Consider the following 19,520-nt stretch of genomic DNA (forward strand, 5'->3'; position numbering starts at 1 on the left):
AGGAAGCGCTACATCCCGAGGGCTTCGATCAGCATCCCCGGCGTATCCGAGAACACGCCGTCCGCGCCCCAGTCGAACAGCTCACGCGCCCGGGCGGTTTCGTTGACCGTGTAGCAGAGGACCTTGTAGCCGGCAGATTTGATCGCTTTTGTCCCTTCCGCCGTCAGGGGCTTGTGCCAGGGATTGAGCGCCACCGCCTCGACCCCTTCGCACAAGGCCTGCCAGTTCGCCGGCACCTCCTCCACCAGGAGCGCGCGCGGGAATTCCGGCGCCAGCTGATGGGCCGCCTGCAGCGACTGATAGGCGAAGGAGGAGATGAGAGGCTTGTCCGCGTCCGATGGCCACAGACGCTGCAGCTCCCGCATTGCGAGCTCCGCCGTCACGCGCTCGCGCCCGCGGCAGGGCTTGATCTCGAAGTTGCAGTTGAGGCCGAGCGCGATCAGCTCCTTCACCGTCTCTTCCAGCGTCGGCACCTTCGCGCCCGCGAAAGCCGGCCCGAACCACGCGCCGGCGTCCAGCGCCCGGACCGCCGTCAGCGCCGCTTGCGCCGCCGGCCCGTTGCCGCTGGTGGTGCGGTCGAGCAGATCGTCATGCAGCAGGATGACGTGGTTGTCGCCCGTCAGCTTCACGTCGACCTCGACCCACGTCACGCCCTGGCGCTTAGCCTCGCGCAGGCCTTCCAAGGTGTTCTCCGGCGCCGCCATGGCGGCACCTCGGTGTCCAATTACAGGGGGGATGTGCATGTCAGGGATCAGGTATCAGGAATCAGGGATCAGGAGAATCATGCGCGACGACTTCTGACCTCTGATCCCTGATACCTGTCGTCTGAATTACATCGCCGGCTGTTCGCCGACATCGTGCGCGACCTGCTGAGGCTTCTGGCTGATGTCCTCGCCGGTCTGCTGGTCGACGGCCTTCATCGACAGCTTGACCTTGCCGCGATCATCCATGCCGATGACCTTCACCTTCACCAGATCGCCGACCTTCACCACGTCGCCGACGGTCTTCACGCGCTGCGGCGCGAGCTCGGAGATGTGGACCAGGCCGTCGCGGCTTCCGAGGAAGTTCACGAAGGCGCCGAAATCCATGATCTTCACGACCTTGCCGTCGTAGACCACGCCGACCTCCGGCTCCGCCACGATGCCGCGGATCCAGTCGATCGCCGCCTTGGCCGCCGACGCGTCGACCGCCGCGACCTTGATCGTGCCGTCATCCTCGATATCGATCTTGGCGCCGGTGACCTCGCAGATCTCGCGGATCACCTTGCCGCCGGAGCCGATCACTTCGCGGATCTTGTCCTTCGGGATGTTAATGACGGTGATGCGGGGCGCGTTCTGGCTCACCGCTTCGCGCGCGCCGGTCAGGGCCTTGGCCATCTCGCCCAGGATGTGCATGCGCCCATCCTTCGCCTGGTTGAGCGCGATCTTCATGATCTCGGCCGTGATGGAGGTGATCTTGATATCCATCTGCAGCGCGGTAATGCCCATTTCCGTGCCGGCCACCTTGAAGTCCATGTCGCCCAGGTGATCCTCGTCACCCAGGATGTCGCTCAACACCGCAAAGCCGGACTGCTCCTTGATCAGGCCCATGGCGATGCCCGCCACCGGGCGCGCCAGCGGCACGCCCGCATCCATCAGGCTCAATGAAGTGCCGCACACCGTCGCCATCGAGGACGAGCCGTTGGATTCGGTGATCTCCGACACCACGCGGATGGTGTAGGGGAACGCTTCCTTGTCCGGCAGCAGCGGATGGATCGCGCGCCAGGCGAGCTTGCCGTGGCCGATCTCGCGCCGGCCCGGCGATCCCATGCGGCCCGCCTCGCCCGTCGAATAGGGCGGGAAGTTGTAGTGCAGCATGAAGGCTTCGCGATACTCGCCTTCCAACGCGTCGATGATCTGCTCGTCCTGGCCGGTGCCCAGGGTGGCAACGACGAGGCCCTGGGTCTCGCCGCGCGTGAAGAGCGAGGAGCCATGGGCGCGTGGCAGGATGCCGACTTCGGCGGTGATCGGACGCACGGTCTTGGTGTCGCGGCCGTCGATGCGCTGGCCGGTATTGAGGATCGCACCGCGCACGATGTCGCGCTCCAGATCCTTGAACAGCTTGCCGACCAGCTCGGTCTTCACCGGATCATCGCCGCCGATCTGCTCCTTGGCCTTGGTCTTCACCGTGTCGATCTTCTCGGTGCGCGCCTGCTTCGACTGCTCGGCATAGGCCGTCGTCAGCTCGCCGCTGAACTGCGACTGCAGCGCCGCCCACACAGCCTTCTTCTCGGGCGATTCCTCGGCGAGGGGCCACGGCTCCTTCGCGCACTGCTCGGCCAGGTCGATGATCGCGTTGATCGCATGCTGGTACTCGACCGCGCCGAAATTGACTGCGCCCAGCATGATCTCTTCCGACAGCTCCTTGGCCTCGGATTCGACCATCAGCACGCCTTCGGCGGTGCCGGCGACCACCAGGTCGAGCTGCGATTGCGACAGCTGATCGGACTTCGGGTTCAGCACGTACTGGCCGTCGATATAGGCGACGCGCGCCGCGGCGACCGGCCCCATGAAGGGAATGCCGGATATGGTGAGCGCGGCGGACGCTCCCACCATCGCCACGATGTCCGGATCATTCTCCAGATCGTGGCTGAGGACGGTGCAGATGACCTGCGTCTCGTTGCGATAGGCGGGATGGAACAGCGGGCGGATCGGCCGGTCGATGAGGCGGGAGGTCAGCACCTCCTTCTCGCTCGGGCGACCTTCGCGCTTGAAGAAGCCGCCCGGGATCTTGCCTGCAGCGAAGCTCTTCTCCTGATAATTGACGGTCAGGGGGAAGAAATCCACCCCTGGCTTGGGCGCCTTGGCGCCCACCGCCGTGCAGAGCACCATGGTATCGCCATAGGTGGCGAGGACGGCGCCGTCCGCCTGCCGTGCAATGCGTCCGGTCTCGAGGACGAGCTTCCGCCCGCCCCACATCAGTTCCTTGCGGTAAACTTTGAACATTCCTTGGTCCTTTTCGGAATCCATAGTCGTGAGCGACCGGATTTCTGCCGGACCCGCGAAAACAACGTCATCTTGTGTTCTTGGGTAGAGAACGGGGACGTTGCTTGCGTCGGCCCGGCTGTCCTTGGATCGATCAATGCGCTCCGGTCGTTTCGGCGCCGTCGATCCCTAAAACACGAACCCGCCCCGATGGTTCATCGAAGGCGGGTTCGCGAATACTCGTTAGCGGCGCAGCCCCAGCTTGCTGATGATGTCCTGGTAGCGTGCCGTGTGCTTCTTCTTGAGGTAGTCGAGCAGGCGACGACGCTGCCCGACCATGACCAAGAGACCGCGACGCGAGTGGAAGTCCTTCTCATGCGTCTGCAGATGCTCGGTCAGATTCTTGATCCGCTCCGACAGCAGAGCCACCTGCACCTCGGGCGCACCGGTGTTCGTGCCGCCGCCATATTCCTTGATCAGTTCCTGCTTGCGCTCGGCCGTGATCGACATCGGGTTTCTCCTTGTTCTCTAGAGGTTCAGCACCCGCACCGGAACGAGCTCGCCGGCCTCGAATCTCGTCAAGGCCACGAGCCTGCCCTCCGCCATAGCGCGGACCATGCCGCCGGGAGCAAGCTCGTAAATACGGTCGCGGTCTTGTCGGTGGAGCAATCCAACCGGCTGTCCCGACCGAAGGCGGATCGCCTCGGTGGCCGTCAAAGCCAGGGCCGGGATGTCGTCCAGCGCGGTTTCGACGGGCAAAAGGTGCTCAAAAGCGGCGGGACTATGCCCCAGGGCCTTCAAAGATTCCAGCGAAATCGCCCGATTCTCGGTGAACGGCCCGACGGCACTGCGCCGCAAGTCCTTGATATGACCGCAAGTCCCTAATCCGATTGCCAAATCCCGCCCCAGGGCGCGCATGTAGGCGCCCTTGCCGGAGACCACTTCGAAAGTCGCCTCGTCGGGATTGGAACGCGCCAGCAGGCGGATGACATGGATCATGACCTGACGCGGCTCCAGCGCGACGGCCTCGCCGGCCCGGGCCAGGTCATAGGCCCGCTCGCCTTCAACCTTGATGGCGGAAAAAGCCGGCGGCACCTGGCTGATGGAGCCGGTGAACCTGGGCAGGATGGCGCGGATCTCGTCATCGCTCGGTCGCTGGTCCGACGTCTGGATCACCGCACCTTCCGCATCATCCGTCGCGCGCGCTTCGCCGAAGTGCAGCGTGAAGCGATAGGTCTTCGACGCATCCACCGCGTAGGGCACGGTCTTGGTCGCCTCCCCTAGCGCGATCGGCAGGATGCCGCTGGCCAGCGGGTCGAGCGTACCGGCGTGCCCTGCCTTCTGCGCATTGAAAATGCGCTTCACGATATTGACGGCCTGGGTGGAGGTGAGGTCGACCGGTTTGTCTAGGATCAGCCAGCCGTCGACCTTTTGCCCCTTCTTACGCCTCATCGTCCGTCTCATCCTCAGGAGGCTGCAGGTCGCGGGCGACGGCGGGATCGTGCAGCAGTCTCTCGATCCGGCTCGCCTCATCGAAGGTCTCGTCGGCGCGGAAGCGGATGGTCGGCGTGAACTGCATCTTCACCGCACGGCCCAGCTCCCTGCGGAAATAGCCGGATGCGCGGTTCAGCGCCTGCACCGTCTTCTCCGTGTCGGTGCCGCCCAGCGGCATCACGAACGCGGTGGCATTGCGCAGATCCGGGCTGATGCGCACCTCCGTCACGGTGATGATCTTGTCGTGCAGGTCGGGATCATCGAGGTGATGTTCGCGCAGGATCTCGGAGAGCGCATGACGCATCTCCTCTCCCACGCGCAACTGGCGCTGCCCCGCCGGCGCCGATGATTTCTTCTTGCGAGCCATGTTTGTCGTTTGGCGTCTCGTCGTTTCGCTCAAAACATCAGCGGCGGCCCACGCCGGGCCGCCGCTGCACTGACCTATGAGAAGCGGCGGCTTACGCCAGCGCGCGGGCGACTTCTTCGACTTCGAAGCACTCGATGATGTCGCCCTTCTCGATGTTGTCGTAGTTCTCGAACGCCATGCCGCATTCGAAGCCTTCCTTGACCTCGCGCACCTCGTCCTTGAAGCGCTTGAGGGTCTTGAGGGAGCCTTCGTGGATCACCACGCTGTCGCGCAGCAGGCGCACCTTGGCACCGCGCTTGACCACGCCTTCCACCACCATGCAGCCGGCAACCTTGCCGACCTTGGTGATGTTGAACACCTCGCGGATCTCCGCATTGCCCAGGAACTTCTCGCGCAGGGTCGGCGCCAGCATGCCGGACAAGGCCCCCTTCACGTCATCCACCACGTTGTAGATGATCGAGTAGTAGCGGATGTCGATATGGTCGCGCCTGGCCAGCTCGCGCGCCTGCGGATTGGCGCGCACGTTGAAACCGATGATCGTGCCGCCCGACGCACGCGCTAGCGTCACGTCGCTTTCGTTGATGCCGCCGACGGCCGCATGCAGCACACGCACCTTGACCTCGTCGGTCGAGAGCTGGTTGAGCGATGCGGTGATCGCCTCGACCGAGCCCTGCACGTCGCCCTTGATGACGACTGCCAGCTCCTTGGCCTCGCCGGCCTGGATCCTGGTGAACATCTGTTCGAGGGTACCGCGCTTGGCGGCAGCCAGAGCATGCTGGCGCTGGCGATGCAGGCGGAATTCCGCGATCTCGCGCGCGCGGGCTTCCGATTCCACCACCACAAAGGTGTCGCCGGCCTGCGGCGTGCCCTGCAGGCCCAGCACTTCGACCGGGCTCGCCGGCCCAGCGCTCTCAACGGTGCGGCCGCGATCGTCGAGCAGGGCGCGCACGCGGCCCCACTCGCTGCCCGCGATCAGGATGTCGCCGACCTTGAGCGTGCCCTTCTGCACCAACAGGGTCGCGACCGTGCCGCGGCCGCGCTCGAGCTTGGCTTCGATCACGGCGCCCTGCGCCGCGCGGTCCGGATTTGCCTTCAGCTCCAGCACTTCGGCCTGCAACAGCAGGGCCTGCTCGAGCTTGTCGAGGTTGGTCTTCTGCTTGGCCGACACTTCGACCGCCAGCACGTCACCGCCTAGCTCTTCCACCACCAGCTCGTGGCTGAGCAGTTCGTTGCGCACGCGGTTGGGGTCGGCGTCCGGCTTGTCGATCTTGTTGATGGCGACAATGATCGGGACTTTGGCCGCCTTTGCGTGGCGGATCGCCTCCACCGTCTGCGGCATGATGCCGTCATCGGCCGCGACCACGAGAACCACGATGTCCGTGACGTTGGCGCCACGGGCGCGCATCTCGGTGAAGGCGGCGTGGCCCGGCGTGTCGATGAAGGTGATCTTGCCGCCGTTGTGCAGCAGGACCTGGTAGGCGCCGATATGCTGGGTGATGCCGCCCGCTTCGTGCACCGCGACGTCGGTCTGGCGCAGCGCATCGAGCAGCGAGGTCTTGCCGTGGTCGACGTGGCCCATGACCGTGACGATCGGCGGGCGCGCCAGCAGGTGCTCGTCGGCATCCAGCTCGGCGCCAAGGCCGGTTTCCACGTCCGCCTCGGTGACGCGGCGCACCTTATGGCCGAACTCGCCGATGATCAGCTCCGCCGTGTCGGCGTCGATCGCCTGGTTGATGGTCGCCATCACGCCCATTTTCATGAGGCTCTTGATGACGTCGGCGCCGCGCTCGGCCATGCGGCTCGCAAGCTCCTGCACCGTGATAGTTTCTGGTAGAACGACGTCGCGCACGACCTTTGCCTGTGGTTGCTGCGCCATCATGTGGCGCTTTTCTTTTTCACGCGCGCGCTTGACTGCGGCGAGGGAGCGCATGCGCGCCCCTTCGTCATCGGACAAGGCCTGCGTCACCGAGAGCTTGCCTGTCCGGCGCTTCGGCTCGTCGCGCCGGGCGGTCGGTGCAGGCTTGACCGCGGCGCGGCCAGCCGCGCGGCGGCGGCTCGCCACCTCCTCATCCTCCGCAACCTCGCCCGCCACGGGCTTGTGCATGTGAGCACGCATGGACCCCGGCGCGGCCGCACCCTTGCCCGGCTTCGCCGGCTTGGCAGCGGCCTCTTCAGCGTCCGGCTCCGCGGTTTTGGGAGCAGTGGCCTTTGTTGCCTCTTCCTTGGCCCGCCGCGCAGCCTCGGCGCGCTGGCGCTCTTCTTCGGCCAGGCGCGCTGCTTCCTGGCGCTGCAGCTCCAGGCGATCCGCGGCGGCCTGCGCCTGCTTGATCTCCTCGATCTTGCGGACATCCTCGTCCTTGCGCGCCTGCTCCAGCGCCTTCTGGCGCTGTGCGCGCTCATGGGCGGTCAGGGCGTGATGGTCGGCGGTCTCCGCGGGAGTGGGCTCGGCCGACGCATGCAGCTTGGTGTCGAGCTCGCTGACGGCCTCCATCTTGCCACCCGCGCCCGGCGCGAAGGTGCGCTTCTTCTTGACCTCGACCGCGACGACCTTGGAGCGGCCATGCGGGAAGCTCTGCTTCACCTGCCCGCCATCGATCGTCTTCTTCAGCTCGAGCTTGCCCGAGGAAGAGAGCTTCAGCGGCTTGCGGGTCGGTGTTTCCGTCGTATCGGTCATGTTCTCTCAGTTCGTCCGCTTCAATTCGTTACTCTGCACGCGCGCCGTTTTCGGCCCATGGGCGCCACGAGGGCTCGAGGGCGGCTGACCGGCGAGAGGCGATGATCGTCTTCTCCGCGATGCCGCCCGCCTTGATGGCGGCATGGACGGCATGCTCGCGGCCCAGCGCCTGGGCCAGCTCCGCCGCCGTCAGGGGTGCGCATATCTCTACCCCAGAACCGGCAAGGCGCGCCAGTTTTCCGCGCCCGTCCTCCGCCCCGTCGCTGGCGGCCACCAGGACTCGAACCTTGCCGGCCCTCAAGGCCGCCTCGACCTTCTCGAAACCGGCGACCAATTGGCCGGATTTCCGGGCCAGGCCGAGCAGTTCCGCCACTTCCCGCCGGGCCAGGTCGGCCACCCGATCGGCCAGATCGGGGGCGGCCTTGACCGACTGCTTCGCCGCCTTGGAAAAGGCGTGCTTGGCGACGGCCTGGTCCAGGGCTTCCCTGGTCGCGGTCACCCACATGCCCCGGCCGGGTAGGCGCTCCTTAAGATCGGGGGTCACCCGTCCCTCGGGATCGATCACGAAGCGGATCATCGCCGGCTTCTCCAGCGCCTGGCGTGTGACGATACAGCGCCGCAACGTCGGCGAGGTCAAGTTCTCGCCCGTCGTCCCAGCGTCCAGTTCGTCCACCATCGCTGTCGTCACCAGCAGCAAGCCGCTTCGTCTCCTTACTTCTTGTCTTCGCCGTCGAACCAGTGGGCGCGTGCCGCCATGATGATCGCGTTGGCATCGTCCAGGCCGAGTTCGAAGCTCTTCAGGATGCCGTCCTTCTGGTCGGTCAATTCGTCGGCCGCCAGATCAGCCAGATCATCCAGGGTCTTGACGCCGGCTTCGCCCAGGGCGACCAGCATGGCCGGCGTCAGGCCTTGGATCTCCGCCACGGCATCCTCGACCCCCAGCTCCTTGCGCTTGGCGGTCAGGCGCTCACTCTCCGCCTCCAGCCAAGCCTGGGCACGGGCCTTTAGCTCGCTCGCCACGTCCTCATCGAAGCCTTCGATCGAGGTCAGTTCCTCGGTCGGGACCAGCGCCACTTCCTCGACGCTGGTGAAGCCTTCGGTGACGAGCAGGTGCGCGATCACGTCATCGACGTCCAGCGCATCCATGAACATCTGGGAGCGCGTGCGGAATTCCTCCTGCCGGCGCTCGGATTCCTGCGCCTCCGTCAGGATGTCGATCTCGAAGCCGGTGAGCTGGGAGGCGAGGCGCACGTTCTGGCCGCGGCGGCCGATCGCAAGCGATAGTTGGTCATCCGGCACCACGACTTCAATACGGCCGGAATCCTCATCGAGCACGACCTTGGAGACTTCCGCCGGGGCGAGCGCGTTCACCACGAAGGTCGCCGGGTCCTGCGACCAGGGGATGATGTCGATCTTCTCGCCCTGCAGCTCCTGCACCACCGCCTGGACGCGGCTGCCGCGCATGCCGACGCAGGCGCCGACAGGGTCGATGCCGCTATCGCGCGACACCACGCCGATCTTGGCGCGGCTGCCGGGATCGCGCGCCACCGCCTTGATCTCGATGATGCCGTCATAGATCTCCGGCACTTCCTGGGCGAACAGCTTGGCCATGAACTGCGGATGGGTGCGGGAGAGGAAGATCTGAGGGCCGCGCGGCTCCTCGCGCACATCCATGATGAGGGCGCGCACGCGGTCGCCGTTGCGGAAGGTCTCGCGCGGCAGCAACTCGTCGCGCCGCAGCAGGGCCTCGCCGCGGCCCAGATCGACCGTCACATTGCCGAATTCGACGCGCTTGACCAGGCCGTTGATGATCTCGCTCTTGCGGTCCTTGAACTCCTCGAACTGGCGCTTGCGCTCGGATTCGCGCACCTTCTGCACGATCACCTGCTTGGCGGTCTGCGCGGCGATGCGGCCGAAATCAATCGGCGGCAGCTCGTCGACGATGAGATCGCCGGCCTTCAGGTTGGGATCGCGCTTCTGCGCCCAGGTAACCGGGATCTGCGTCGCCTCGTTCTCGACAGTCTCAACCACCTCGCGCACGCGGGTCAGGCGAATTTCGCCGGTCTTGCGATCGATGTTGGCACGGATGTCGTGCTCGTGACCGTATTTGGAGCGGCCGGCCTTCTGGATGGCTTGCTCCATCGCGGTCAGCACTTCATCGCGGTCGATGCTCTTTTCGCGGGCCACCGCATCGGCGACCTGCAGCAGTTCCATGCGCGGAATGGCAATGGCTTGTTCCATGGCTTTTTGCCTCTAATCTTCCTTTTGTTCGTTGTGTTCAGCGGCCTGATGGAGCGCGATCAGCGCATCCGTCAGGACCAGTTTCGCTTTGTGGACGGCGGTGAAGGGGATGCGGACATCCGCTTCATCCACGGTCAGTTCCACTGCGTCTCCAGAGACCGACTTGATCGGCCCCTTGAAGCGCTTGCGCCCGTCGAGTGGTGCATTGGTCTCGATCTTCGCTTCGTGGCCGAGAAAGCGCTCGTAGTCCTTGGGCCGCGTCAGCGGCCGATCGATGCCGGGCGAACTCACTTCCAGCGAATAGGGGCCTGCGATCGGGTCTTCGACATCGAGCACGGCCGAGATCGCACGCGAAATCTCCGCGCAATCATCGACCGACATGGCGCGGCCGCTTGCCGGCTCCGCCATGATCTGCACGGTGGGGCGCTGGCTGCCCGAAACCTGCACGCGCACCAGCTCGAAGCCCATGGCCTCGATCGCGGGCGTGATCAGTTCGGCGATACGCTCTGCCAACATGCGGTGTTATGTGCCTCGATCGTCCTGTTCCGATCCCGCCGCCCTTGCGGCAATAAAAAAGGCGGGCCGTTGGCCCACCCTTTTTTATGGCTCGATCCTGTCGAACCTGGGATTTGGCGGGGAATATAGCCATCCACATCCGAAAGGCAAGGAGATTGGGCGGAACATTTCAGGAACTCGGTCCTGTTCCCTACCCCGGCGTCGCGCAGGGGTAGAGAGCGGCCATGAAACTACCAGGTGAACTTGACGCCGCCCGTGGCTCGGTAATTGTCCTCGCCTTCGCTGAGATCAGCACCGGTGTCGAAGGTGAAGCGGACACCCTCTCCGGGCAATGCGAGGTCGAAGCCGGCGCCGAGCTCGAAGGTCGTTTGCGGCAGTTCCTGCGTGAAGATCACGCCGGTGACGCGCGCCTCCGACTGGCCGAGGAATTCCTGCGCCACGCCGGCCTGCAGATAGACATTGCCGAGTGGTCCCGTTCCGTCCTCTCCCGGCAGGAGCTGCTGCACGAGCCGGGCGCCCAAACGGCCGCGCAGCGAGTCCATGTCCATGAGCTCGATCGTGGCGCCGGAATTGTCGCGGAAGGTGTCGCCGCCGACATGGGCGTAGTCCAGGGCCGCAATCGGCTGCAGCGACAGGCCGCCGGTCTCGCTCTCGGTCAGGTCGAACTGATAGCCGGTGGAGAGCGAGACGCCAAACACCGGCAGCTCGACATCGCCGCTGCCCGAGACGGCGTCGGAGCTGTAGGCGCCGTCCAGCCAGTCGAACTTTACCAGGGCGTCGAGATGATAGGGTCCCTGGAAATAGCTGGCATAGACGCCCATCGCCGCGATGTCGAAGTCGGCACTCGAATCAGCGTCCGCGAAGTCGGCCTGCGACCAGCCCTGACCGCCGAACACGCCGAGCACCAGCCAATCGTCGCGACCCGAGACATTGTCCAGGGCGAAGTCGAAGCCCATCTGCGCGCGCGCGGTCTCCTGGCTGAAGCCAGCCACACCTGATTGCGCCACAACGTCATCGCTCTCGGTCATGCTGAGCCAGCTGCCGGCGAAGCGCGCGGGATCGAGCGCGACCGATCCGCCATCGGCGATGCCCGGCATCACCGGCACCGTCACAGCGGCTGCCGTCATGTTGAGCCGCAGATCGCTCAGCCTTTGCTGGAAGGCGCCGAGATTCGCGCGCCAGGTCGTGAGTGCGCTGTTGCTGATCGCCGGATAGGCGGCCGCACCTTTGAAGAGAGATGAACGCAGATACCAGTTCTGATCGCTCGCGGCGAGATTCTGGAACTCCAGACTGTATTCGTAGGCGCCCGCCACCACCGGCGCACCGAGCGTGAAGGCATCGCTGCTCGAGCTGACGTCGACATTGATGATCTGGATGCCGTCGCCGGTTGTGAGCCCGCCGGACCCACCGGCATTCGTGACGAAGACCTTGGTTGCGCCCCCGCCGCTGGTCGTCGCCACGTCGAGGAACAGCATGTCCGTCTTGCCGCTCGACCCGTCGTCGAGGAAAACGTCCAACCTCAACGAACCGCCATTGCTGCGGAAAATGCCGCCGCCGCCCGCACCCACGAAATTCTGGTCCGTGATCGCGAGGATGTCGCCGACCGTGCCGTCCTGCAAACTGATCGTGCCGGTATTGATGAACTGCTCCAGCCCGAGCAGGTGACCCTGCTCGACACCGCTCAGTGCGATATCGCTGTCGGTCCCGAAGGGATCGGCAATCTGGCCGGTGGTGTCGACGCTGGCCGCGCTCGTGATGCTGGCCAGGCGCAGCGTGCCGCTGCTGCTGACGGTATCGATTCCCGATCCAAAATCAGCAATTGCGACGCTTTCGGCATCCCGAACGCCGTCGCCGTTGGTATCCGCGAGGGCACGCAAGTCCCAAGTGCCGGAGGAGCTGTTCACGAAGCTATCGCTACCACCGCCGAGATGGACGGAGCCGGTGATCGCGCCCCTGTTGATGATCGCCAGGCTTTCGCCGCCGTCGGACACAGCGAAATCGCTGAGCGCACTGATGGAGGCGCCGTTCGAGACGGTCACGGTCGATGTGTCCAGCGCATCGATCCGCACGCCTTGACCGTCGCCCCAGCCGCCGGAGATCTGGCCGTTGATTGTCATCTCGACCGTGCCGACGCCGGTTTCCAGATCGATGCCGTCGGCATTCAGGCCGGTCGCGCTCGCGTTCTTCACGGTGACAAAGATGTCGCCGCCTTCGGCATGGACTGCGTCCCCGGACAAGCCAGCGGTGGTGATGGCGCCTGTCGCCTTGATGGCGATGAAGCCGAGGCTCGTGCTGGCCCAGATGCCGTAGGACTCGCTACCAGCTGCCTTGATCGCGCCGCTCGAGGTGATGTTCACATTGCCGGCGGCGTCGGCGTGAATGCCGTCTGCTACGCTGCCCGCGGTTGTGATCGCGCTGCTAGAGCTGATCGTGACCTTGCCAGCGCTCGACTCGGCATAGATGCCGTCGGCTTCCGCGCCCTTGGTCGTGATCTTACCGGTCGAGTTGATGGTGACGTTGCCGGTGCCCTCGGCCTCGATGGCATCGGCCTCTCCGCCAGCCGTGCTGATGCCGCCGGTCGATGCGATCGAGATGGTGGCGCCTGTGCCGGCGGCCCGAGCACGAATGCCATCCGCCTCATGGTCGGCGGTCGTAATGGTGCCGGTCGATATAATCGAGGTCTTGCTGTTGGTCCCGGCCGTCAGGGAGAGGATGCCGTGGGCCTCGTTGCCGATGGTGACGAGATCGCCGGTCGAAGTGATCGTCACGTCACTGTTGGTGCCGGCCGCGACCGCGAAGATGGCATGTGAGTCGTCCCCGCCGGTAGCGATCTTGGCCGTCGATATCACCATGATATCGCTGTCGGCTTCCTTGCTCCCAACGAGGATGCCGGCAGCATACTCACCCGAGGTGGATATCTTCCCGGTGGAGACAACGAGGATGCCGCTGTCGGCGACAGTGGTAATCGCCCGCACGCCGTTGGCCTCGTCGCCCGCTGTGGCGATGGTGCCCAGGTTGGCGATCGTGATGTCGGAATTCACGCCGTCCGTTTCGGCGTAGAGCCCTGTCGCGCCCTTGCCGGTGGTGGTGATCTTGCCGCTGGAGCTGATGGTGATGGCTGAGTCGGGCCCGTTTGCAACGCCGCGGATTCCGTGCCCCTCGGCACCCGTAGTTATGATCGCACTGGAACTCGTGATGGTGACGTCCGAATCGATATGGAGGGAACTGCCGTAGATGCCCTCCGCCTCATCGCCTGACGTCGTGATCTTGCCACTCGACTTAATGAAGATGTCGACATTGGTGTTGTACTCGGAGTCGGCCCGAAGGCCTGATGCCATCTCGCCGCTGGTGGTAATCGTCGCGCTGGAATTGATAATCAGGACATGATCGCTGGTCAGGTTGCTGGAGATGAGGATGCCGTCGGCGTTCCAGCCCGACGTTGTGATGTTCCCGCCGGCAGTGACCTTGATATCGCCGCCGTACACGTGCGACCCGATACCGCTTGCCCAGTCGCCGGAGGTCTTGATCGTACCGAACGTGGTGATTGATGCGCTGCCCTCGCTACCCGGGGAGATGCCCGCTGCGACGCCGTCGGCGTACGTGTCGTCGGTTGTGATGGAGACGCCAGAGCTGACCGTGACCACGAGATCCCCGGAGGCGGCGGTTCCAATCAAGGGAAACCGGGTACCGGATACGATGCCGCCCAGTTCGCCCGCCGCGCCGGTCGTGTCCACGATGACACCTTTGTCGACCACGATCGTGAGGTCGCTGACATCGTACCAGATGCCGTTGGGATAGGGATTGCCCGCCGCAGTGCAGGTGACGCTGGGTGGCGTGCCGCCCGCGGGGCCGCATTCATCCATCGCCGCCGCGTCATTGTTGTTGCTGAGCGCAACGGCCAGCGCCAACCCTGATGCGCCGAGCAGCAACCCGCGTCGGAGCTTCGGCGGGGTGACTATGGTCCGGAACGTGATGCGGTTGAATTTGCGCGCAGCCGCGCGACGAGCCCTTCGATTCATGGCCACGACCCCCGATGGCCGGCGATGCATCGCCCAGGGACGGCGGCACCGCCGGTGATGAATCAAGTCCCCACGACCAGGAAGCGTGCCGAAAGCGCGCTGGTTCGTCTATGCACTTTTTGATGGAATGCCATCAGTTTTTCGGACTCCTCGCGGATCCGTCGTCGATCTGCCGGTTGACGCCGATCTACCAGCTGATGCGGATCCCGCCGGTTGCCGCGACGCCTTCGGCATCGTCGCCGAAGATGTAATCGGCATCGATGGTGAAGCTGACGCCGTCCTTCGGCAGCGCGATATCAAACCCGGCGCCCACCTCGAAGGTAGTGTCCGGCAACTCCTGCTCAATGATCCGGCCCGAAACCCTTGCATCGGTCTCGCCCAGGAACTCCTGGTTCACCGACGCTTCGAAGTAGAAGTTGCCTTTCACCGGCTCAGCACGTGCGCCGGCGGTGGTGCTGAGTTCCTGCCCGATGCGGAGCCCGAGGCGGCCACGCAGGGAGTCCGCATCCTCCAGCTTGATCTCAGCCCCGCTGTCGTCGGTGAAGCTGTCACCGCCGGCATGGGCATAGACGAGTTGTGCCTGCGGCTGGAGATAGAGCCCGCCTTCGGTCAAGTCGAAGCGATAACCGGTCTCCAATGACAGACCGATGACCGGAATCTCAACATCGCCATCTTCGCTCACATTCTCGGAATTGTAGTCACCATCCAGCCAGTCGAACTTCACGAGCGCGTCAAGATAATAGGGGCCACGGAAGTAGGTGGCATAGGCACCGATGGTGGCGATGTCGAAGTCGATGTCCGCGCTCGACTGCTCGAACCCGACCGACGCCCAGCCGTAGCCGGCGAAGGCGCCGAGAACCAGCCAGTCGTCGCTCAGCACATTGTCGAACCCGATGTCGAACCCCGCCTCCGCCCGCACGGTGTCGAGATCGAAGTCTGCCGGTCCGTGCTGCTCGACATCCATGTCGGCGCCGATCACGCGCAACCACCCGGCTTGGCCGCTGTCATTCATGCGCGCCGTACTGGTGTCGCCGGCCGCGGTGGTGACCAGCGGCAAGGTTGCTGCCTGTCCCGCTTCGGTCGCGCGCCGGACCCCACCCAGCCGTTCGTGCAGCACACCGAGATCCGAATACCAGGTGAGCAGCGCGCCGGTCGCAATTGCGGGATACTCCAGCGCCCCGTCGAAGAAACTCGACCGCAGGTACCAGTTCTGGTCGGTTTTCGCCTGGTTCTGGAAGAACAGGTCATATTGGTATGCACCGGCCACCGCCGGGCCGGCGGGCGCGAAGGCATCCGCGTCCGATGCAGTCCGTACATTCACAACCAGGATGCCGTCGCCGGTCGTCTGGCCGCCGCTGCCGCCGGCGTTGATGATCGAAATGGCAGTCGCACCAGTGCCTGTCACGGCGTTGTCCAGGATCAGCACGTCGGACTGGCCGCTCGATCCGTCATCCAGCACCACGTCCAAGGCCAGGCGCCCGCCATTGCTTGTAAAAACGTTGTTGCCCGCCGCCGCCCCGTCCGTCTGGTCGGTGATCACCAGCAGGTCGCCCGCCACGCCGTCCTGTAGCGTAATAAGCCCTGAATGCACGAAGAACTCGAGGTTGGTGAGGAACCCCTGCTCCACGCCTTCCTGCGTGATGTCCGCGTTGCCGCCGCCGGGGTGCATGATCTGGCCCGTCGTGTTCCACGACGTCGCACCGCTGACACTCGACAGGCGCAGGGTCCCGATATTCTCCACCGTGTCACTACCGGCTCCGAAATCCCCGATCGCCACCCCTTCGGTGTCACGCACGCCATCGCCGTCAGTGTCGGCGAAATGCCGCAGGTTGATGCTGGTCGGCGACATGTTGGCGAGGACATCCGCGCCGGCGCCCAGGTCGAAGAAACCAGTAATGGTGCCGACGTTGGTGATGGCGAGATCCTCGATGTCGCCCCGAATGGCGAAGTCGCTCAAGGCGCCGACGGAACCGCCGATACCCAGCGTAGAGGCATTGAGTGCACTGACGAAGATGCCCTGTCCGGTGCCCCCGCCGCCCATGATGTCGCCCTGGACGATGACGGTCGCTGCGCCGGCGGCCGCGACCACGAACACGCCGTCGGAACCGTCGCCGGGCGCAAGGATGTTGCCGGACTGGACCAGCAGCACGTCTCCGCCCGCGCCAGTCGCGAAGATGCCGGTCGCAGCGTCGCCGGTGACCGAGATGTTGCCTTGCGATACCGCCTGGGCAGTCGTGGCGCCATTCACGAGGATGCCGAAGGTGCCGTCGCCGGTGGTCGAGATGTTGCCGCTCGAAACCACAATGCTCTTGTCCCCGCCGGAGGTGCTGATGATGCCGCTGGCGCCGTCGCCTGCGACCGAGATGTCGCCGGTAGACTGGGCGCCGGTCAGCAGGTTGCCGCTGGCATGGATGCCGTGCGCAGAAGAACCGATGGTGGAGACGTTGCCCTCGGAGAGCACGATGCTGATACCCGGGCCGTTGGCAAGAAGGCCGACGGCGGCATTGCCGGAGGTCGAAACGGCACCTGTCGAGTAGATGACGGCGTAGGTGGAGCCGTAGCTATGGATGCCGATTGCGCCGTCGCCATCGGTCGTGACGTCGCCGACCGACACGATCTTGGAAAGCGCGGCGGTCGATTTGGCGAAGATGCCTTGCGCCAGATCTCCGCTGGTCGAGATGTCGCCTGCCGAGAGGATGAGAACCTCGCCCGGGGCCTGAGCATAGATGCCGAGCGCTCCGCTTCCCGAGGTGGTAACGGAGCCCTCGGAATAGACGCCGGCGGTACCAGCCGAAGCCGTCGCGAAGAGCGCAACCGTCCCGTTGCCCTTGGTCATGACGTCGCCCTTCGAAACGATGCCCCCGCTGAGGGCCCCACCGGCGTAGAGGCCGAACCCGCTGGCTCCGGTGATTGCGATATTGCCGGTGGAATATATGATCGCCGATCCGCTGGCGGATTTCGTATGGATGCCCGCCGGGCCACCGCCGGTAACTGCGATGTTCCCGATCGAGGTGACCTTGCTCGCCGCAGCAGCGCCGGCGGCATATGCATAAATCCCAGTCGCGCTACCGCCCTGCGCCGCGATGTTACCGTCAGACGTCACGGTGACGAACGAATTGTAGGACTCCGCGTGAATACCGGTCGCGCCGCCGCCTTTTGCAGTGATGTCGCCCGCTGACGCGACTGTGCTGTGTCCGGTAAACGCGTATGCATGGATGCCGGCGACGCCGCCGCCCTCGACAGAAATCTCGCCGTTCGACGCTACCGTTACGAAAGAGCCAATGGATGTCGCAGCGATGCCGTCGGCGCCGCCGCCGTTGGTTTTTATGTCGCCGCTTGAGTAGACGCTCGCGCTGCCTGTGCCGGCATCGGCATCAATGGCTCGGGCGCCGTTGCCGCCCGTCGTTATGTCGCCGGATGAAATAACCAGCACGAAGGTGTCCGCCTCGGCGGAGATGCCGTCCGCACCGCCGCCCTTGGTCACGATGCCACCGGTCGATGCGATCGTGACAGCACCGCCGGCCGATCGGCCCTCGATGCCCGCGGCATCCATGCCTTGCGTGGAAATTTCGCCGCTCGAGGTCACAGCGACATCGGCGTCCTTGGAATAGGCGTTGATGCCATCGGCACCGTCGCCCTTAGTCGAGATGTTACCGTTCGAGGTGATACCTGCCCCGTCGAGGCCACTGGCGCGAATGCCGGACGCATTGTCTCCATTCGTCGAGACGTCTCCGCTCGATGAGATGATGACTGTTCCGGCCAGTGCACTGCCGAGAATGCCCGTCGCGTTGTCGCCCAGAGTGGAGACTGCGCCGGTTGACGAGATGGTGACGATGCCGCCCAGAGCGCTCCCGGCGATGCCGCCGGAACTGTTGCCCTTGGCGGTGATGTCGCCGGTCGAGGTGATGGTCGCGCCGGAGATGCCAAAGGCTGCAATGCCCGGCGCCAGGGGACCGTCGGTCGAGATATCGCCCTCTGACACCAGGACGATCTGGCCCGCCAGCGCCGTGCCGGCGATGCCGCCGGCGAGAGCTCCCGTGGCCGTGACGTTACCAGTCGAGTAGATCGTCGTGGACGAATAGCCCCTGCCGAAAATGCCATCGGCATCGGTCCCGCCGGTTGTGATGTCGCCGGTCGAGGAAATCTTGACTCCACCCGTGTCTGACCGCGCGAAGATGCCGTCGGAATCGTTGCCTTGAGTGGTAATGTCGCCGTTCGAGGTTACTGTCGCGCTTGCTCCGGCGCCCTTGGCGTAAGCGTAGATACCGGTGGAATCCTCACCATCCGTGGAGATGTCGCCGGTGGAGGCGATGGCAACCGAGCCGTCGTTCGACCGCGCATAGATGCCCTCGGCGTTGTCGTCGTCGGTGCTGATGGTAATGCCCGCCCCGCCGCTGGTGCCGGCCTTGATCACGAGGTCGCCGTAATTTCCGTCGCCGCCGGAAATGACGCCGCCCGGCTCGCCCGCCGCGCCGGTTGTGTCGATGATCGCGCCGTCTACCACCACGACGGTGAGGTCGATCACCTGATATTGGATGCCGCCGGGATATGGGTTGGCGTCGGTTGCCGGCACGCCGTCATTGTTGCAAGTGACCGAGGGCGGCACGCCCGCCGGAGCGCCGCACTCGTCGAGAGCTCGGGCCGGATCGCCTGTTGCCAGGGCAATTGCCACGGCAAGACCCGACGCGCCAAGCAGCAATGCGGACCGCACCTTGGGCGGAACTGCGTGCGTTTCGAAACGATAAGCCGCCTTTCCGCTCGCGCGTGCTGCGCGGCGGGCCCTGCGATTCAAGACCATGGGTCCCTTTCGCTGATCCTGCTGTCTGTGGATTTGATCCCCTTGCGGTCGAGAGAATGCCGAAACGAGGATGGCAGGTCAGGCGCGGATCTGATGGAATTCCATCAAGCGTTCGAAAAAGCGCCGCGGGTCCCGATGGCGTCGAAAAATCTTCGGAAATGCGGCGCGCGGGCGGGCCATGGACGAAATTTTTTCGGCCACCTGTGTTGGTCTGCGAGGCTGTTCATCGCCTGACCAGCTACTTTCCGGAGGTTGACAGCATATATGAGCGGGAGGCCAGAGCCGGGATTTGATGTAGTCCCATCAAAGAAGTGACTTTCGCCCCACCGCGGGCGACCGCAAACTTCCGCGTCTGTCCAGCCGAGCGATTCGGACGACTACAGCAGTCCAGTCCGCCCGCGATGAACTCGGCGCGGTGGCGGCTGGAGTAGCCAACCAGTGGGGGAAT

At 64.8% G+C, this 19,520-nt stretch carries 11 protein-coding genes; all 11 read right to left on the reverse strand.

Annotation, left to right across the window (positions count from 1 at the left end; genetic code table 11):
* Positions 1-8 precede the first annotated feature (8 nt).
* The 11 genes from ugpQ to DTX69_RS18525 all read right to left on the reverse strand — a co-directional run bounded on the left by ugpQ (position 9) and on the right by DTX69_RS18525 (position 19,066).
* Complete coding sequence (ugpQ, locus tag DTX69_RS18475; RefSeq protein ID WP_119303026.1) at positions 9-743, reverse strand: glycerophosphodiester phosphodiesterase; 735 nt, start codon at positions 741-743, stop codon at positions 9-11.
* A gap of 87 nt (positions 744-830) precedes the next feature.
* Positions 831-2,984 (reverse strand): polyribonucleotide nucleotidyltransferase, encoded by a 2,154-nt coding sequence (pnp, locus tag DTX69_RS18480; RefSeq protein WP_119303113.1) that lies wholly within the window; start codon positions 2,982-2,984, stop codon positions 831-833.
* 222 nt (positions 2,985-3,206) lie between these two features.
* A complete protein-coding gene (gene rpsO, locus DTX69_RS18485) occupies positions 3,207-3,473 on the reverse strand; it encodes a 30S ribosomal protein S15 (protein WP_119303027.1) in 267 nt (88 codons plus the stop codon).
* Between the two features lie 18 nt (positions 3,474-3,491).
* Complete coding sequence (gene truB / locus DTX69_RS18490; protein ID WP_119303028.1) at positions 3,492-4,415, reverse strand: tRNA pseudouridine(55) synthase TruB; 924 nt, start codon at positions 4,413-4,415, stop codon at positions 3,492-3,494.
* Entirely contained in the window at positions 4,405-4,824 is a 420-nt protein-coding gene (gene rbfA / locus DTX69_RS18495; protein ID WP_119303029.1) for a 30S ribosome-binding factor RbfA, read from the reverse strand. The genes truB and rbfA overlap by 11 nt, the downstream gene beginning before the upstream one ends.
* Positions 4,825-4,915: 91 nt before the next feature.
* On the reverse strand, positions 4,916-7,498 hold the full coding sequence (gene infB, locus DTX69_RS18500; protein ID WP_119303030.1) for a translation initiation factor IF-2: 2,583 nt from the start codon (positions 7,496-7,498) through the stop codon (positions 4,916-4,918).
* 28 nt (positions 7,499-7,526) lie between these two features.
* Positions 7,527-8,186, reverse strand: coding sequence for an RNA-binding protein (locus DTX69_RS18505; RefSeq protein ID WP_284735906.1), 660 nt, complete (start codon positions 8,184-8,186; stop codon positions 7,527-7,529).
* 23 nt (positions 8,187-8,209) lie between these two features.
* Positions 8,210-9,739, reverse strand: a complete 1,530-nt coding sequence (gene nusA, locus DTX69_RS18510) for a transcription termination factor NusA (RefSeq protein ID WP_119303032.1) — start codon at positions 9,737-9,739, stop codon at positions 8,210-8,212.
* Positions 9,740-9,751: 12 nt separating this feature from the next.
* Entirely contained in the window at positions 9,752-10,255 is a 504-nt protein-coding gene (gene rimP, locus DTX69_RS18515) for a ribosome maturation factor RimP (protein WP_119303033.1), read from the reverse strand.
* Between the two features lie 230 nt (positions 10,256-10,485).
* On the reverse strand, positions 10,486-14,274 hold the full coding sequence (locus DTX69_RS18520; RefSeq protein ID WP_162917341.1) for an autotransporter outer membrane beta-barrel domain-containing protein: 3,789 nt from the start codon (positions 14,272-14,274) through the stop codon (positions 10,486-10,488).
* A gap of 187 nt (positions 14,275-14,461) precedes the next feature.
* Positions 14,462-19,066, reverse strand: coding sequence for an autotransporter outer membrane beta-barrel domain-containing protein (locus DTX69_RS18525; protein WP_162917342.1), 4,605 nt, complete (start codon positions 19,064-19,066; stop codon positions 14,462-14,464).
* Positions 19,067-19,520: the final 454 nt, after the last annotated feature.

This window comes from Dongia deserti (genome assembly GCF_003574735.1).
Lineage (GTDB): Bacteria > Pseudomonadota > Alphaproteobacteria > Dongiales > Dongiaceae > Dongia_A > Dongia_A deserti.

What these genes read in the sequence shown, in the direction of transcription:
- ugpQ (WP_119303026.1), bottom strand. Translation starts at nt 743, where the DNA reads ATGCACATCCCCCCTGTAATTGGACACCGAGGTGCCGCCATGGCGGCG.
- pnp (WP_119303113.1), bottom strand. Translation starts at nt 2,984, where the DNA reads ATGTTCAAAGTTTACCGCAAGGAACTGATGTGGGGCGGGCGGAAGCTC.
- rpsO (WP_119303027.1), bottom strand. Translation starts at nt 3,473, where the DNA reads ATGTCGATCACGGCCGAGCGCAAGCAGGAACTGATCAAGGAATATGGC.
- truB (WP_119303028.1), bottom strand. Translation starts at nt 4,415, where the DNA reads ATGAGGCGTAAGAAGGGGCAAAAGGTCGACGGCTGGCTGATCCTAGAC.
- rbfA (WP_119303029.1), bottom strand. Translation starts at nt 4,824, where the DNA reads ATGGCTCGCAAGAAGAAATCATCGGCGCCGGCGGGGCAGCGCCAGTTG.
- infB (WP_119303030.1), bottom strand. Translation starts at nt 7,498, where the DNA reads ATGACCGATACGACGGAAACACCGACCCGCAAGCCGCTGAAGCTCTCT.
- nusA (WP_119303032.1), bottom strand. Translation starts at nt 9,739, where the DNA reads ATGGAACAAGCCATTGCCATTCCGCGCATGGAACTGCTGCAGGTCGCC.
- rimP (WP_119303033.1), bottom strand. Translation starts at nt 10,255, where the DNA reads ATGTTGGCAGAGCGTATCGCCGAACTGATCACGCCCGCGATCGAGGCC.
- DTX69_RS18520 (WP_162917341.1), bottom strand. Translation starts at nt 14,274, where the DNA reads ATGAATCGAAGGGCTCGTCGCGCGGCTGCGCGCAAATTCAACCGCATC.